This is a genomic window from Polaromonas sp. (genome assembly GCF_016185115.1).
Lineage (GTDB): Bacteria > Pseudomonadota > Gammaproteobacteria > Burkholderiales > Burkholderiaceae_C > Polaromonas.
Genome location: NZ_JACPOF010000015.1, coordinates 545670 through 561105, shown reverse-complemented (window position 1 = coordinate 561105; position 15436 = coordinate 545670). Strand labels below are relative to the sequence as shown.

The following is a 15436-nucleotide window of genomic DNA, read 5'->3' as shown; positions in this document are numbered from 1 at the left end:
GGGCGAGTTACTTTTCTTTGCTTCGCCAAAGAAACCTAACGAAAAGAAAGGCGACCCTGTTCGTCGTCCCCTGCGGGGCACCCTGCGATGCTCGGTCCAGCCGGGGTCTGAAACAACTCGCCTGCGGCTCAAACAAGTTTCAGCCCTGATCCGTCTGGCCCTGCGCTTCTCGGCTCCTCTCCAAGGGTTGGGGGAGATGAAGACAAAAACAGGAGCCAATGCCGATCTGCTGTCTCGGTCATTGCGGACTCGATCCGCAATCCATCCTGAACGAAGCGGGGATGGATCCCGGATCAAGTCCGGGATGACAGAAAGAATCCCCGAACCCATTCCCCAACCCGTGGAGGCTGGGCCGAGCAGCGGAAACGGAGGCGGAAGGTCAGGCAAAACTTGTCTGAGCCGCAGGCGAGTTGTTTGGACTGCCGCCGGAGTCGAGCAGCGCAGGTTGCCCGAAGCAAAGCGTAGGGACCCAGACGTCGGGTCGCCTTTCTTTTCGTTAGGTTTCTTTGGCGAAGCAAAGAAAAGTGACTTGCCGCCGGGCAACCCCCGGCACCCGCCATCAAAGCGTTCACCGCAGAAATAACGAGCAAAACCTCTCATGCAGCTTCCTCAGGCGGCGGCAAAGCAAGCTGCGGCTTTTTAGCTTTGCCACTCCACCCCCGAACCCGAGTCGCCAACCGGTCAAACCCAAGATAAATCACCGGGGTGGTGAACAAGGTCAACACCTGGCTCACAATCAGGCCACCAAATATCGCAAGCCCAAGCGGCCGCCGAAGCTCGGCACCCTCGCCAAAACCGAGCATCAAGGGAACAGCAGCAAACAAGGCCGCCAGCGTCGTCATCAGGATAGGCCTGAACCGCAACAACGCAGCCTGGTGAATCGCCTCCTGCGCAGACTTGCCCTGATTGCGCTCGGCATCAATCGCAAAGTCGATCATCATGATCGCGTTCTTCTTCACGATACCTATCAGCAAAATAATGCCGATGATGCCAATCACCCCGAGGTCGGAACCGCTGATCATCAGCGCCAGCAGCGCGCCCACACCGGCCGATGGCAATGTTGAAAGAATCGTCAGCGGGTGGATATAACTTTCATACAGCACACCCAGCACGATGTAGACACAGACCACTGCCGCAAGAATCAGCCACAGCTGATTGGACAGCGAGTTCTGGTATGCGCCTGCAGCGCCAAGAAAAGTCATGGTGACGCTGGCCGGCATGGCGATATCCTTCGCGGCCTGTTTGATCTGGTCAACCGCCCTGCCTAGCGATACGCCCGGGGCCGTGTCAAAACCCAGCGTGGTGGCCGGGAACTGCGCAACGTGTGTCACCTGCAGCGGCGCCGGGCGCTCGGTGATGGTGGCGATGGCCGACAGCGGCGTGGTGCCGCCCGTGCCGGTCTTGAGCTGCAGGTTGCCCAATGCCGCCGGTGTGGCGAGTTGGTCGGGCATGGCCTCCAGAATCACGCGGTACTGGTTGGTCTCGGTGAAGATGGTCGACACAATGCGCTGGCCGAAAGCGCTGTAGAGCGCGTCGTCAATCGACGAGGTGGTAATCGCCAGTCGCGATGCGGTGTCGCGGTCTACCGTGATGTATGCCGATGCGCCGCTGGAACCCGCGTCCGACGCCACATTGCGCAGGGCTGACAACTCCCGCATGCGCGCCGCAAGCTTGTTGGCCCACTCGACCACCACGTTATTGTCAGAACCCTCCAGCGACAGGCGGAACTGGGTGGGACCGGTCTCGGCATCAATCGTCAGATCCTGTGTGGGCTGCAGGTACAAGGTGACGCCGGCAATCTTTTGCGCACGTTCACGCAGGCGGTCCATGGTTTCCTGCTGGCTGCCGATGCGCGAGCTCTTGAGGTTGATCAGCATGCGGCCTGTGTGCAGCATGGTGTTGTTGGCGGCATCGACACCGATGAAGGAACTCAATGTGTCCACATCAGGATCTTCAAGCACCGTTGCGGCCACGGCCTGCTGCAGTTCCGCCATGCGGGTATAAGAGACCGACTGTGCAGTTTCAACACGTGCCTGCAACTGGCCTGTGTCCTGCGTGGGGAAAAGCCCCTTGGGAATCACCACATACAGCAGCACGGTCAAAAGCAATGTGCCAAGCGCAACGAGCAGCGTCAGCCCCTGGCGCTTGAACACCCAGGTCAGCCAGATGTCGTAACGTGCAATCACGCCATCAAAAAACTTCTGCATGCGTACGCCAAATTTGCCGCCTTCCGGCTGGCCTTCTGGTGCGCCGACCGCCAGCGCCGGGCCGCCCCAAGCAAGGTCAGCCCCCTCGGGGGGCAGCGTAGTACGCGAAGCGACAAGCGTGGGGGCTTTTTTCTTTAGCCAGCGTGCTGCCATCATGGGCACCAGCGTCAGGGAGACCACCGCAGAAATCAGGATGGTGATGGCCAGCGTGATGGCAAATTCGCGGAACAGCCGCCCCACCACATCACCCATGAACAGCAGCGGGATCAGTACCGCAATCAGCGACACGGTCAGCGAGATGATGGTAAAACCAATTTGCGTCGCGCCCTTGATGGCGGCGGCCATGGGCTCTTCGCCCTCCTCTATATAGCGCGCAATGTTTTCAATCATCACGATGGCGTCATCGACCACAAAGCCGGTAGCAATCGTCAGCGCCATCAGGCTCAGGTTGTTCAGGCTGTAACCCAGCATGTACATGGCACCGCAGGTCCCTATGAGCGAAATGGGCACAGCCAGACTGGCAATCACGGTGGCACGCAGGCTGTGCAAAAAGGCAAAGATCACCAGCACCACCAGCAGCACGGCCAGCACCAGTTCTATCTCGACATGCAGTACAGATGCACGAATGCCGGTGGTGCGGTCGCTGAGCACATCAACCTTGAGGGCTGTGGGCAGGCCGGATTGCAGTTCGGGCAGGCGCGCCTTGATGGCATCGACCGTGGCGATCACGTTCGCGCCAGGCTGGCGCTGCACATTGAGGATGATCGCAGGCTTCAGACCAGACCACGCGCCCAGTTTGATGTTCTCTGCGCTGTCGACGACCTGGGCCACGTCAGCGACCCGCACGGCGGCGCCGTTGCGATAGGCAATGATGAGGTTTTTGTAATCGCTAGCTGCCAGCAACTGGTCGTTGGAATTGATGGTGTAGGCGCGCGTCGGGCCGTCTATGCTGCCCTTGGCGCCGTTGGCATTGGCAGCGGTGATGGCTGTGCGCAACGAATCAAGCGCCAGGCCATACGATGACAGAGCACGGGTATCGGCCTGTATGCGTACTGCGGGGCGCTGGCCGCCGCTGAGAGACACCAGGCCAACGCCGTTGACCTGGCTGATCTTGAGCGCCAGCCGCGTGTTGACGATGTTCTGCACCTCGGTCAGCGGCATGGTGTCCGACGTGATGGCCAGCGTCAGCACAGGCGCATCGGCGGGGTTGACCTTGGCGTACACGGGCGGCGCAGGCAGGTCGGCCGGCAGCAATGATCCGCCTGCATTGATGGCGGCCTGCACTTCCTGCTCGGCCACGTCCAGCGTGATACCGAGTCCGAACTGCAGCGTGATGATGGACACACCGGCAGCGCTGGTCGAACTCAGGCGCGTGAGCCCTGCCATCTGGCCGAACTGGCGCTCCAGTGGGGCTGACACGGTTTGTGCCATCACGTCGGGGCTGGCACCGGGGTAAAGCGTCTGGACCTGGATGGTGGGGTAATCAACCTGCGGCAGCGCAGCCAGCGGCAGGAACTTGAAACCGACAAGACCTGCCAGCACGATGGCCACCATCAGCAGCGAGGTCGCTACCGGGCGAAGGATAAAGGGGCGTGACGGACTCATGTGAAAAGAATCTCGTACACCTTCATTGCGCCGGCCGCTCGCCGCCCTGCGCACGTCGCTGCACTATGGCTTGCCAGCGGGCGATGGCTTCGGGGTCCTTTTTATCAAGCTGCTCAAGAAATTTCTGCTGGCGTTCCAGTGCAACAGGATCGTCCTTGACACGCGCCAGCATGCGCTGGCGCTGCTCGGGCGAGGGTCCATCGGCCGACAGGGCCTGTGGCGCCGGGGACGCCGAAGGCGCTGCAGCAGCAGGGCCGGTGGCCGCATCAGCCACTGGCGGACGGCGGCGTGAGGCGCCATCGACAGGCGGGGATGCAGCACCGGATGGAGAACCAGTGACAGCAGAAGCACTGCCTGCAGGCGCACTGGCGCCCTGCCGCCTGCGATTGCCCGCGCCCGCACCGGGGACGCGGGGAGCATCACCCGCAAGAGTCACACGTGAACCGTCCTTGAGGCGGTCCGCGCCTTCGGTAATCACACGTTCGCCAGCCTGAAGGCCGGTCGCAATGACGACCTTGTCAACAGTAGCCTGGCCGCGCGTGACTGGCCGCAGCGACACCGTACGGTCTGCATTGAGCACATAGACATAGTCGCCGCTGCTGCCCTGGCGCACCGCCGTTACAGGCACTACCACGGCGTTGTCAATCGTGCGGACCAGCAACTGCACATTGACGAACTGGCTTGGGAAAAGCGTGAGATTGCTGTTGGCAAAACGCGCCTTGGCCTTGACGGTGCCGGTGGTGGTGTCCACCTGGTTGTCCAGCGAGGCAAAGACGCCGGTGTCCAGCACCGTGGCGCGTGTGCGGTCCAGTGCAGTCACCTTGATAGCATTTGCCCCCGCCTGCAGATCGCTGACACGGTCCTGCGGTATGGCAAAGGCCACATCAATCGGCGAGACCTGCGTGATGAGTACGACGCCATTGGCATCACTGCTGCTGACCACGTTGCCGACGTCCACCGCCCGCAGGCCGACCCGGCCGCTCACAGGCGCGACGACGCGGGTGTAACTGAGATTGAGGCGCGCCGTGCCTTCGGACGCCTTGTCGATGACAACTGTGGCTTCGAGCTGCTTGACCAGCGCGGTCTGTGTGTCGACCTCTTGCCGTGCAATGGAATCCTGCTCAAGCAGTGTCTTGTAGCGCTGCAGCGTGACGCGGGCGCTGTCAAGCTGGGCTTCGTCGCGCTGGCGCTGGCCGCTGGCCTGCATCAGCGCCATTTCAAACTGGCGCGGGTCGATGACTGCCAGCAGGTCGCCTTTTTTGACCATCTGGCCTTCGTTAAAAAGGACTCTCTCAAGCACGCCGGACACCTGTGGCCTCACCCTGACTGTCGCCTGCGGGGTCACGGTGCCCAGGGCATCCAGCAGCACGGGAATGCTGGCTTTCTCGGCTGTTGCCACGCCTACCGTGCTGGCCTGCCCCCCACGCCCGCCGCCGGGACCTCCCGGGCCACCGGGTCCGCCGCCGCCAAACGCTGCACCGGCCGGTGCCGAGCCCGGCGTTGCCGGACGCGTCAAATACCAGGCGAGACCGCCAAGCGCCGCCAGCAACAGCAGGGCAACGATGGCGCCAATGATGGATGTGCGCCTGCTGATGCGCTTGCGCCTCGGCACGACCTCGGTGGAATGGGATGTTGTGGCTGGCACTTCGGGCTCATCGGGCGTTCGAGGGTTCATCATTAATCCTTATGGTCCGGTTCATGCCAATCGGGGCAGCGCAGGCGACACGCAATTCTGGGCCTGAAAATGGTCCAGGCCCGTAGGCTTTCTGGCCGCCAACGGCCCGGAAAGCGCCGCGTACCGTCGCGTTCATGCTTCAAATTTATTATCACTGCGGCCCCGGTGGGAGCCGCTTCGGGCTTGAAAGCAGGACGTAAATGTCCTGTAAAGCCAGCGCCTGCCCTCGGCGGTCTCTAGCGAACCGGTATCGGTGTGGCCCTGTCAACAGGCACGGCAGTAATGCTGTTCTGCGGCGAGCCCTCGATAAGGCGGTCCGAGTAAGTCAGATAGACGAGCGTGTTGCGTGGCTTGTCCACCATGCGCACCACCCGGAGTTTTTTGAACACCAGGGAAATGCGCTCGGTCAGTACATCTTCCTGCGTCTCAAGCGGTTTCGCAAAGGTAATGGGGCCGGTCTGGCGGCAGGCAATTGACGCCTCTGACCTGTCTTCGGCCAAACCCAGCGCACCCTTGTAGCCGCCGGTTTTGGCGCGGGACACATAGCAGGTGACGCCCGCAACCTTGGGGTCGTCATACGCATCGACCACAATTTTGTCGTTCGGGCTGAGCAGCTTGAACACGGTGCTGACCTCGCCAACCTGCTGGGCGCCGGCCCCGGTCAGCCAGAACAGCGAGGCCATCACGGCCACGGAAAACAGGGACATACCAAGGATTTTTTTCATGGGATTTCTTTCCAGCAAGGCCATGACCATCACAGCAACAGCCGCTAGCGTACACGGTAAGGCCTCCCAGAAGCGGGCTTTGGCGCGCCTGCGGCTTTAGACATTGGCACACGGGTCAGAAAACACTATATTGGTGCCGCCAACAACAACACATAACAGGGGACTTTCATGACAGTTGCAAAGAAACTTCCGATCTACCGCTCGCTTTATGTGCAGGTGATCTGCGCCGTGATTGCCGGTGTGCTGCTGGGGCACTTCTACCCCGCTTTCGGTGCAGAGATGAAGCCGCTCGGCGATGGCTTCATCAAGCTGATCAAGATGATGATCGCGCCTATTATTTTCTGCACTGTCGTCATCGGCATCGCGGGCATGGAGGACATGAAAAAGGTCGGCAAGACGGGTGGCCTGGCGCTTCTTTATTTTGAAGTCGTCAGCACGTTCGCGCTCATCATCGGACTGGTGCTTGTCAATGTGTTGCAGCCCGGCGCGGGCATGAACGTCGATGCGTCAACGCTGGACACCAAATCCATCGCCGCCTACACAGGTCCGGGCAAGATGGTGGGCCCCACCGACTTCATCCTCAATATCATTCCGACGACGGTGGTTGATGCATTTGCCAGGGGCGAAATACTGCAGGTCCTGCTGATCGCGGTGATGTTCGGCTTCGCACTGCATCGCTTTGGCGGGCGCGGCACGCTGGTGTTTGACTTCATCGAGAAGACCTCGCATGTTTTGTTCACCATTGTCGGTTTCATCATGAAGCTGGCCCCCATAGGTGCCTTCGGTGCCATGGCATTCACCATAGGCAAATACGGCGTGGGTTCGCTGTTCTCCCTGGGCAAGCTGATGGGCGCGTTTTACCTGACCTGCCTGCTGTTCATTTTTGTGGTGCTGGGCCTGATTGCGCGCCTCCATGGCTTCAGCATCTGGAAGTTCATCAAGTACATCAAGGAAGAACTGCTCATCGTGCTCGGCACGTCGTCGTCCGAGTCGGTGCTGCCCCGCATGATGGAAAAGATGGAAAACCTGGGGGCAAAAAAGACGACCGTGGGCCTGGTCATCCCGACGGGCTACTCATTCAACCTTGACGGCACATCCATCTACCTCACGATGGCCGCCGTGTTCATCGCGCAGGCGACCAACACGCCCATGACCCTCACGCAGGAGTTGACCCTGCTGGCCGTGCTGCTGCTGACCTCCAAGGGCGCGGCCGGCATCACCGGCAGTGGTTTTATTGTGCTGGCGGCCACACTGTCTGCGGTGGGTACCGTGCCTGTTGCAGGGCTGGCGCTGATTCTGGGCATTGACCGATTCATGTCGGAAGCCAGGGCACTCACCAACCTGATTGGCAATGGCGTGGCAACGCTGGTGGTAGCCAAGTGGACGGATGAGCTGGACGTCAAACGCCTGCATGCCGGCCTGAACAACGAAACCTGGCAGGAAGCGCAGGAGCCGGAAGTGCTGCTCAATAAAAAGACCGAACACATGGCAAAGGCGCAGCCGCATTAACCGGGCTGAGCCCGAAATAAAAAAGGCCCTCGACGAGGGCCTTTTTTATTTAACGCACATACAGATCAATAGATCAGCGCGGACCGGCGCCGCCGGGCCCTGGGCCACGACCAGCGATGTGGCGGAAGGTGATGCGGCCCTTGCTCAGGTCGTAAGGCGAGAGTTCAAGCGACACCTGGTCACCCGCCAGAATGCGGATGTGGTTCTTGCGCATCTTGCCGGAGGTGTAGGCCACGAGCTTGTGGCCGTTGTCCAGCGTCACACGAAAGCGCGAATCGGGCAGCACCTCATCAACCAGCCCGTGCATCTCAATCAGTTCTTCTTTAGCCATGGTGAAACTCCTTGAATACTGTAAATCTGTAGGACGTTGTGGGTCGTCGTCTTGTTAAACGCAGGCGGTGCAGCTCAGGCCGACAGGCGAAGAACGCTCCTGGATCCAGGCCAGTGCGTTTTCGGTGGCGTAGTGCAGGGCCGCTGCGGCGCTGTCAAACAGGCCGGTAAAGCGCATCACGCGGTCATGCGTGGCGCTGCCCTGGCCAGAACGGATGGAAACCGATGCAGCATAGCCGCCGGTCTCCTGTGGTTTTGCAAGCGGTGAGACAAGGTACTTGCCAACCGCGATATTTTGGGAAATCGTCATAAAAATCTTTGCCGGGTTGCTCATCATTTTGTTGATCTGGAGATACCCGGCGGGGTACTCACATATATATAGAAAACATAAAACGGCCTGGAAATCCCGGCCAACGGTATTCGGTTTCTACCCGTTCATTGTCCAAAAAAAAAGGGGAACAGGTTGAGCCTTGAGTGGGCACCGTTGGTGGAGGTGCTCGCCAGTAAATGCAGCCGTTTGGGGAGGATTTCAATATCGTGAAGAAGGTGAAACCCGGGGGAGCATTTGTGATTCGAAGCTCTGGAAGCGCCGCATTTTGAAGACAAAACCCGCTTGGTATGGGGGTTTCGCTGTAAACGCTGATGCGTGACCGAAGCACTTATTGTAACCCGGTGGCCGAAAGCGTGCTTTTCGGGTATTCCCCCAAGAATTCAGCCCTCAAACTGCGGATGCAGCTGGCGAATCCGGTTCATCGCCATGCCGGCCGCCGCCGTGCGGGTCTCAACCCCCAGCTTCACATACACCCGCTCCAGGTGCTTTTTGACCGTCGCCGGGCTGGCGCCGAGGATTTCGGCGATGTCGCGGTTGGTCTTGCCCTTGACGACCCAGTACAGCACCTCGGCCTCACGCGCCGTGAGCTTGAAGCTCAGGCTCATGGCTTCAACAATGGCGTCTTCCGATATCTCGCGCATCACGATCAGCCAGTCGCTGCTCAGGGCTTCGCCCGCATTGCCAATCTCGCCATCACCCGTTTGCTGATGCAGCCTGAAGGTCAGCCGGCGCTGGCCAAGCTCTGCGGTCAGGCGCGGCGGCTCGGTATGGGGCGTGACATCCAGCGCATGGCGGCGCAGCCAGTTCAATACAGGCTCGGGCGTCTGCGGTGCCGATGTGCCGTAATAACGCAGCAGCAGATCGCGCGCCAGCGGCGTCTGCCAGATCAGCTTGCCCTCGCCTTCGCCGCCCAGGCGCACGGTGATGCTGGCATACCCGAAAGCGTCCAGCGCATTGCGCGCCTGGCCGGCCTGGCGTGCCTCCTGCCGCGCACGGCGAGCGCCCTGCAGGTGCACGCCCATGCGGGCCATCACTTCTTTCGGTTTGATGGGCTTGGTGACGTAATCCACCCCGCCGGCTTCAAGCGCGGCGACCAGGTATTCGGTTTCTGTGAGCCCCGTCATGAAAATGATGGGGATGTGCGCTGTCTCTGGCATGGCTTTGAGGCGCTTGGCGACTTCAAAACCGTCCATTCCGGGCATCATGGCGTCGAGCAGAATGATGTCTGGCAAGGCCTGCTTTGCGCGCTGCAATGCCGCTTCGCCGCTGGTGGCAACCAGCACGGTGTAGCCCGATTCATCAAGCGCGTCATGCAGCACCGAAAGGTTGTCGGGCACGTCGTCGACCACCAGCACCACATCGCTGTTGGCACGATCCAGCGTGCGGTCAAGCGTGCGCTCCAGACCCTGCGCGGCCGCGGCATTCATGTCAGGCTCAAGCACGCTGCTCATGGCTTTCCTCGCGGTTGTCCTGGCGGGTGAGTTGCCTGCCCATGGCTTCGAACTGGAACTGGCGGGCCAGCAAACGCATGTCTTCTACGAACACGGTGGTTTCGGGGTGAAGGGTTTCGATGTCAGCCAGCTTGTTCATGATGCCGCGGTAAAAACCCAGGTTGACGACTTCCAGCAGTGCCGCGATCTGCGGCGCGTCTGGCAGTATGCGTGGCGATGCTGTCACTGCGGCAGCCTCAGCCACCGCGGGTGCTGGCGCATCATAAAGCCAGGCCAGTTTCAGTCTCCGCTCAAGCCAGTCAATCAGCTCGGTATGGCGCACGGGCTTGACGATGAAATCTTCAGGCCGTATGCCGACGTCGTTCTCCAGCCCCTTGTCAAACGCGTTTGCCGAGACGATGGCCATGTGTATGCCTTCATGGCCGGCCGCACGCACACGGCGAATTGTTTCCCAGCCGTCTATGCCGGGCATGGCGAGGTCCATAAAGATCACATCGGGCTGGTAACCGGCCGCCAGCAAATCAAGGCAGTCATGGCCGCTGGCTGCCGTGCGCAACTCAAAGCCCATGGGCTCCAGCAATTGCACCAGCAGTTCGCGGTCGGGTTCTTCGTTGTCGACCACCAGCAGTTTGCGGCGCCCGCCCGCATAGGCGCGCGGCTGGCGCCTCGCCGGTGGCAGCGCGCCCTGCGCCGCAGCGGTGCCGTGCACTTCGGGCAAAAACAGGCGTATGCGGAAGATGCTCCCCTTGCCCGGCGTGCTGACCAGTGTCATCTCGCCGCCCATCAGGTCGGTCAGCATTTTGGCAATCGTCAGCCCCAGGCCTGCGCCCGGCGTGCCTGCAGCACTCTGGCCCGCTGCACCGCCGCGTGCAAACGGCTCGAATATCTGCGCGAGTTCTTCTTCACTCATGCCTGGGCCCGTGTCTTCGATGTCGAAATACGCCATCTCCCGTGCATAGCGCAGGCGGAAAGTGACCTGGCCTTCAGCCGTGAACTTGATGGCGTTGCCCAGCAGGTTGATGATGATTTGCCGCACCCGCTTTTCATCGGCACGCACGGTCTCGGGCAGGTTGCCGCTGGCCTCGAACACAAAACCCAGACCCTTGGCGGCTGCCTGCAGCTCGAACATGCCGGCCAGCTCATGCATGCCGTCGGCAAACTGCATGGGCTTGACGTTGAGCGTGAGCTTGCCGGCCTCGATGCGCGCGATGTCCAGCGTGCCTTCAATGAGAGACAGCAAATGCTCACCGCCGCGCTTGATGACGTTGACCGCCTGCTTGCGGTGCGCCGGTATGGCGGCGTCTTCACCCATGAGCTGGGCGTAACCCAATATGCTGTTGAGCGGCGTGCGCAGCTCGTGGCTGATGGCGCTGATGTAGCGGCTCTTGGCCTGGTTGGCCTGGTCCGCCACGCGCTTTGCTTCCTGCAGCGCCTCGTCGGTCTGGCGGTGCGATTCGATTTCCTTCATCAGCAAATGCGTCTGGCGGTTCGATTCTTCCTGCGCCACCTGCCGGCTCTTGTGCGCGAGCACCAGCCACCAGGCCACCAGCCCGGCCGTGACCAGCAACGCCATGTAGGCCTTGATAAAGCCAGAGCGCAACGCAGACTCGGGCGCCTCAAGCACCTCAGCGTCAGACAGGCTCTGCGCCAGCCCGCTGAGCTCCTGGTGGTAGAGCAGCCCGAACACGCTTGCAAGTAGCGGCATGATGATGAGCATCAGCAGCAGAAAGTGGCCGAGGCCGGTGTCGAGGTAAGGCCAGGCGCGTTTGGGCAACAGCCAGCGCAGCGCCGACGACCACTGCGCCGACAGGCTGGCGTGCGGCTTGCACATGTCGCCGCAGCGCGCATCCAGCGTGCAGCACAGCGAGCAGATGGGGCCGCCATAGGCCGGGCAATGCGCCATGTCAGGCCCCTCATAAGGCCGCTCGCAGATCACGCACTGGCGGGTTGAATAACGTTTGTACGACGCGTCGGCAGCCTCCGGGCTTCTGGCAATGTAATAACGCCCCTTCGTTGCCCATGCCAGCAGCGGCGCCGTCACAAAGGCAGTTCCCATCGCAATCACCGCAGAAAACGCCTGCGCGGTTTCACCATACATACCGAGGTGTGCGGTCACTGACAGCAGCGAGGCCAGCGCCATCGCGCCCACACCCACCGGGTTGATGTCATACAGGTGCGCACGCTTGAACTCAATGCCGGGTGGCGACAGGCCCAGCGGCTTGCTGATGACGAGGTCGGCCACCACGGCCATCACCCAGGCAATCGCAATGTTCGAGTACAGCCCCAGCACATCGCCCAGCGCCTGGAAGACGTTCATCTCCATCAGCATGAAGGCGATCAGCGTGTTGAACACCACCCACACCACCCGGCCCGGGTGGCTGTGCGTGATGCGCGAGAAAAAATTGGACCAGGCCAGCGAACCCGCATAGGCGTTGGTCACATTGATCTTGAGCTGCGACACGACGACAAAAATCGCCGTCGCCGCCACCGCCACGCCGTAATGCGGAAAGACGTATTCGTACGCCGCGAGGTACATCTGGTTGGGGTCCACCGCGCGGTCCAGCGGCACCATGTGCGAGATGGCGAGGTAAGCCAGCAGCGCGCCGCCCAGCATCTTGAGCACGCCCACAAACACCCAGCCCGGCCCGCCGACCAGCACACTGGCCCACCAGCGCCAACGGTTGGCTTTGGTCTGCACCGGCATGAAGCGCAGGTAGTCGGCCTGCTCGCCCATCTGCGTGATCAGCGCAATGCCCACCGTCAATGCCGCACCAAACAAGTGCAAATCAAAACCGCTGGCACCGGCCTTCTCACCAACATAGTGCAATGCCCCGTTAAACGCCCCCGGATCACGCACCAAAACGTACACAAAGGGCACGATCAGCATGACCAGCCAGAGCGGTTGCGTCCAGACCTGGAAACGGCTGATGGCCGAGACGCCGTGCGTGACCATGGGAATGACCACCAGCGCACATATCAGGTAACCCCAGCTGGGCGGGATGTTGAGCGCCAGTTCCAGCGCATAGGCCATCACGGCCGCCTCCAGTGCAAAAAAGATAAAGGTGAAGGACGCGTAGATCAGCGATGTCAGCGTCGAACCGATGTAGCCGAATCCGGCGCCGCGCGTGAGCAGGTCCATGTCGACGCCGTAGCGCGCGGCGTAAATGCTGATCGGCAGCCCGGCCAGGAAGATGATCAGCCCGGTGGCCACGATGGCCCAGAAGGCATTGGTGAAGCCGTACTTGACCAGCAGGGTTGCGCCCACGGCCTCCAGAATCAGGAAGGACGCCGCGCCAAAAGCCGTGTTGGCCACCCGCCATTCAGACCATTTGCGAAAGCGCTGAGGCGTGAAGCGCAGTGCGTAATCTTCCATGGTCTCGCTGGCCACCCAGCTGTTGTAGTCGCGCCTGACCTTGATGATGCGCTGCACCGGCTCGCCGAGCGCGGCCGCCGTCACGGTGCCCGCGTCTGCAGCGGGCGGGGTGGCGGTAGCGGATACGACAGTGGGCGTGGCGGTCATGGGCAGGGCCTTGCTGCAGGTTCCATGCCATTGGCCTGACGCCGGAATTTGGGTCTGGGACCAGGCCGCGCATGCCGGATCGCCACAAATTCACTATTAAATTAGTAGCAGCTTACGTATGTATTCATTGGCTTGCAGCCGTTTTAATGCCTGAAAATGCCAGTTTTTGGGCGGTTTTTGATAGCTTTTCGGCCAATTGAGCGACCAGACCAGTGAAATGTTAATACAGAAGTTAACTTTTCATTCATTTTTAACGTATACGTTAATTTTTTAATGTTTACGTTAAAAATCATCGCTGCAACCCGGCCAGCGGCTTGCGACGGCCCGTGGGGCACATCAAAAATGCTTTTTGAGGCATCAAATCAGCCTCAAGACCAATGAATACGTACGTGAGCAGCTACTTTTTTAATAGTGATCCGGCACTTCAGCTTCAATCCGCCCGCCGGACAGCCACGCCCACAGCACACAGGGATAAGATGGCAGCCAATGGCACCGTTCTTGCTGCCTGGCATCAGCAGAAACCGGGCCTTCCAGTCCCTGCTCCCCCTTAAAAAAAGCGCGCCATGGAACTGACTCCCAGAGAAAAAGACAAGCTCCTCATCTTCACCGCCAGCCTGCTGGCCGAACGCCGCAAGGCGCGCGGACTCAAGCTCAACTATCCCGAAGCCGTGGCCCTGATCAGCGCCACCGTCATGGAAGGCGCCCGCGATGGCAAGACCGTGGCGCAGCTCATGAGCGAAGGCCGCACGGTGCTGACCCGCGCCGATGTGATGGACGGCATCGCCGAGATGATCCCCGACATTCAGGTCGAGGCCACCTTCCCCGACGGCACCAAGCTGGTCACCGTGCACCAGCCCATCGTCTGACCCGGCACAAAGCAGCATGGCCATACACCAACGACTCCTCACGATCGCGGCGACCGCAGGCCTGTGCCTGGGCGCCGCCACCTTCAGCCACGCGCAGGAATCCGCACGCAGCCCTGCGGAATGGATCACCCTGGGTGAAACCGTGCATGGCGGCTTCGGCTCCCACATCGCGCTGGGCATACGCATTGGCGAAGACGCGCTCAGGCGCCTGGGCGCCAAACCCCGCGAGGTGGATGTGCTTGTGACCGAGGGCAAGGATGCGCCCTGCGCCTGCGTGACCGACGGCGTGCTGGTCGCCACATCGGCCTCACCCGGCCAGCGCACGCTGACACTGGCTCCGAAATCTTCAGATGCGTCATTCATGGCGATGGTCGAGGTGCGCAAGCGCGCAACAGGCGCTGCCGTCACCTACCGCGTGCCGGCCAGCGCCATTGCGCCGCTGGCCCAGATGAACCCGCAAAAATCGCCGCGCGAACGTTACGACCTGGTGATGGCTACGCCGGCTGCGCAGCTCTACAGCGTGACAGACACAAAATAAGCACCCCCTTCTTGCCGCCAGGACGCCACTGAAAAAGGAAAGACAACACCGCCATGCACACACAATTCCTCCGCTCACATTCACCCGCCTCTCTGCTGGCCATGGTGCTGATGGCGCTGCCAATGGCAGCTGCCGCGCACACCGGCATCGAAAACCACATCCATCCCGGTTTCCTGGCCGGCTTTGTCCACCCGCTGACGGGCTTTGACCACCTGGCCGTGATGCTGGCTGTCGGCTTGTGGAGTGCACTGGCCGCCCGCCGCGCCGGGCCTGACATGCTTTGGGGTCCCGTGGGTTTTGCCGCCATGCTGCTGCTGGGCGCGATGGCGGGCCTCAAAGGCCTGCAGGTGCCTGCGGTTGAACCCATGATTGCCGCCTCGGTGCTGGTCACCGGGCTGCTGGTCATCACACGCCTGCGCGTGTCCGGCATCGCCGCCGCGCTGCTGGTGGGCGTGTTCGCCGTCTTCCACGGCCTGGCCCATGGTTATGAACTGGTAGGCAACGCTGACGCGGCCATCACGCTGGCCGGCATGCTGGCCGCCACCGTGCTGCTGCACGCCACCGGCCTGGCTATCGGCTGGGCGCTGCGCAGCGCCAGTGTCTGGGTGCCGCGCCTCGCAGGCGCAGGTGTTGCGCTGTTTGGCGCCCTACTGCTCGCACGCCTGGCCTGAACAACCCA

Annotated in this window: 11 protein-coding genes; 4 read left to right on the top strand and 7 right to left on the bottom strand. The window is 61.3% G+C overall.

Features of this window, described 5'->3' with window-relative positions; all coding sequences use genetic code 11:
- Positions 1 to 596 precede the first annotated feature (596 nt).
- The 3 genes from HYX42_RS09170 to HYX42_RS09160 form a co-directional block, all read right to left on the bottom strand.
- Positions 597 to 3812: an efflux RND transporter permease subunit gene (locus tag HYX42_RS09170; RefSeq protein ID WP_293402081.1), complete on the bottom strand. Its 3216-nt coding sequence runs from the start codon at positions 3810 to 3812 to the stop codon at positions 597 to 599.
- A 22-nt stretch (positions 3813 to 3834) separates the two neighbouring features.
- The gene (locus HYX42_RS09165; RefSeq protein WP_293402079.1) at positions 3835 to 5487 is read right to left on the bottom strand and encodes an efflux RND transporter periplasmic adaptor subunit; all 1653 of its coding nucleotides are present in this window, start codon (positions 5485 to 5487) and stop codon (positions 3835 to 3837) included.
- Positions 5488 to 5723: 236 nt separating this feature from the next.
- Positions 5724 to 6170, bottom strand: coding sequence for a CreA family protein (locus HYX42_RS09160; RefSeq protein ID WP_293402455.1), 447 nt, complete (start codon positions 6168 to 6170; stop codon positions 5724 to 5726).
- A 210-nt stretch (positions 6171 to 6380) separates the two neighbouring features.
- Between HYX42_RS09160 and HYX42_RS09155 the strand changes: the two genes are divergently transcribed.
- On the top strand, positions 6381 to 7721 hold the full coding sequence (locus HYX42_RS09155; protein WP_293402077.1) for a dicarboxylate/amino acid:cation symporter: 1341 nt from the start codon (positions 6381 to 6383) through the stop codon (positions 7719 to 7721).
- Positions 7722 to 7794: 73 nt separating this feature from the next.
- Here HYX42_RS09155 and infA read toward each other — a convergent pair whose 3' ends face one another.
- The 4 genes from infA to HYX42_RS09135 form a co-directional block, all read right to left on the bottom strand.
- Positions 7795 to 8052, bottom strand: a complete 258-nt coding sequence (gene infA / locus HYX42_RS09150; protein WP_293402075.1) for a translation initiation factor IF-1 — start codon at positions 8050 to 8052, stop codon at positions 7795 to 7797.
- Positions 8053 to 8106: 54 nt separating this feature from the next.
- Positions 8107 to 8361, bottom strand: a complete 255-nt coding sequence (locus HYX42_RS09145) for a hypothetical protein (RefSeq protein WP_293402073.1) — start codon at positions 8359 to 8361, stop codon at positions 8107 to 8109.
- 401 nt (positions 8362 to 8762) lie between these two features.
- Positions 8763 to 9809 (bottom strand): response regulator transcription factor, encoded by a 1047-nt coding sequence (locus HYX42_RS09140; protein WP_293402453.1) that lies wholly within the window; start codon positions 9807 to 9809, stop codon positions 8763 to 8765.
- A gap of 7 nt (positions 9810 to 9816) precedes the next feature.
- Entirely contained in the window at positions 9817 to 13206 is a 3390-nt protein-coding gene (locus HYX42_RS09135) for an ATP-binding protein (protein WP_293402451.1), read from the bottom strand.
- Between the two features lie 710 nt (positions 13207 to 13916).
- Here HYX42_RS09135 and HYX42_RS09130 point away from each other — a divergent pair.
- Genes HYX42_RS09130 through HYX42_RS09120 form a run of 3 tightly spaced genes read left to right on the top strand, consistent with a single transcriptional unit; the run spans position 13917 to position 15428 of the window.
- The gene (locus HYX42_RS09130) at positions 13917 to 14219 is read left to right on the top strand and encodes an urease subunit gamma (RefSeq protein WP_293402071.1); all 303 of its coding nucleotides are present in this window, start codon (positions 13917 to 13919) and stop codon (positions 14217 to 14219) included.
- A 16-nt stretch (positions 14220 to 14235) separates the two neighbouring features.
- The gene (locus HYX42_RS09125) at positions 14236 to 14757 is read left to right on the top strand and encodes a formylmethanofuran dehydrogenase subunit E family protein (protein ID WP_293402069.1); all 522 of its coding nucleotides are present in this window, start codon (positions 14236 to 14238) and stop codon (positions 14755 to 14757) included.
- A 53-nt stretch (positions 14758 to 14810) separates the two neighbouring features.
- Complete coding sequence (locus HYX42_RS09120; RefSeq protein WP_293402067.1) at positions 14811 to 15428, top strand: HupE/UreJ family protein; 618 nt, start codon at positions 14811 to 14813, stop codon at positions 15426 to 15428.
- Positions 15429 to 15436 lie beyond the last annotated feature (8 nt).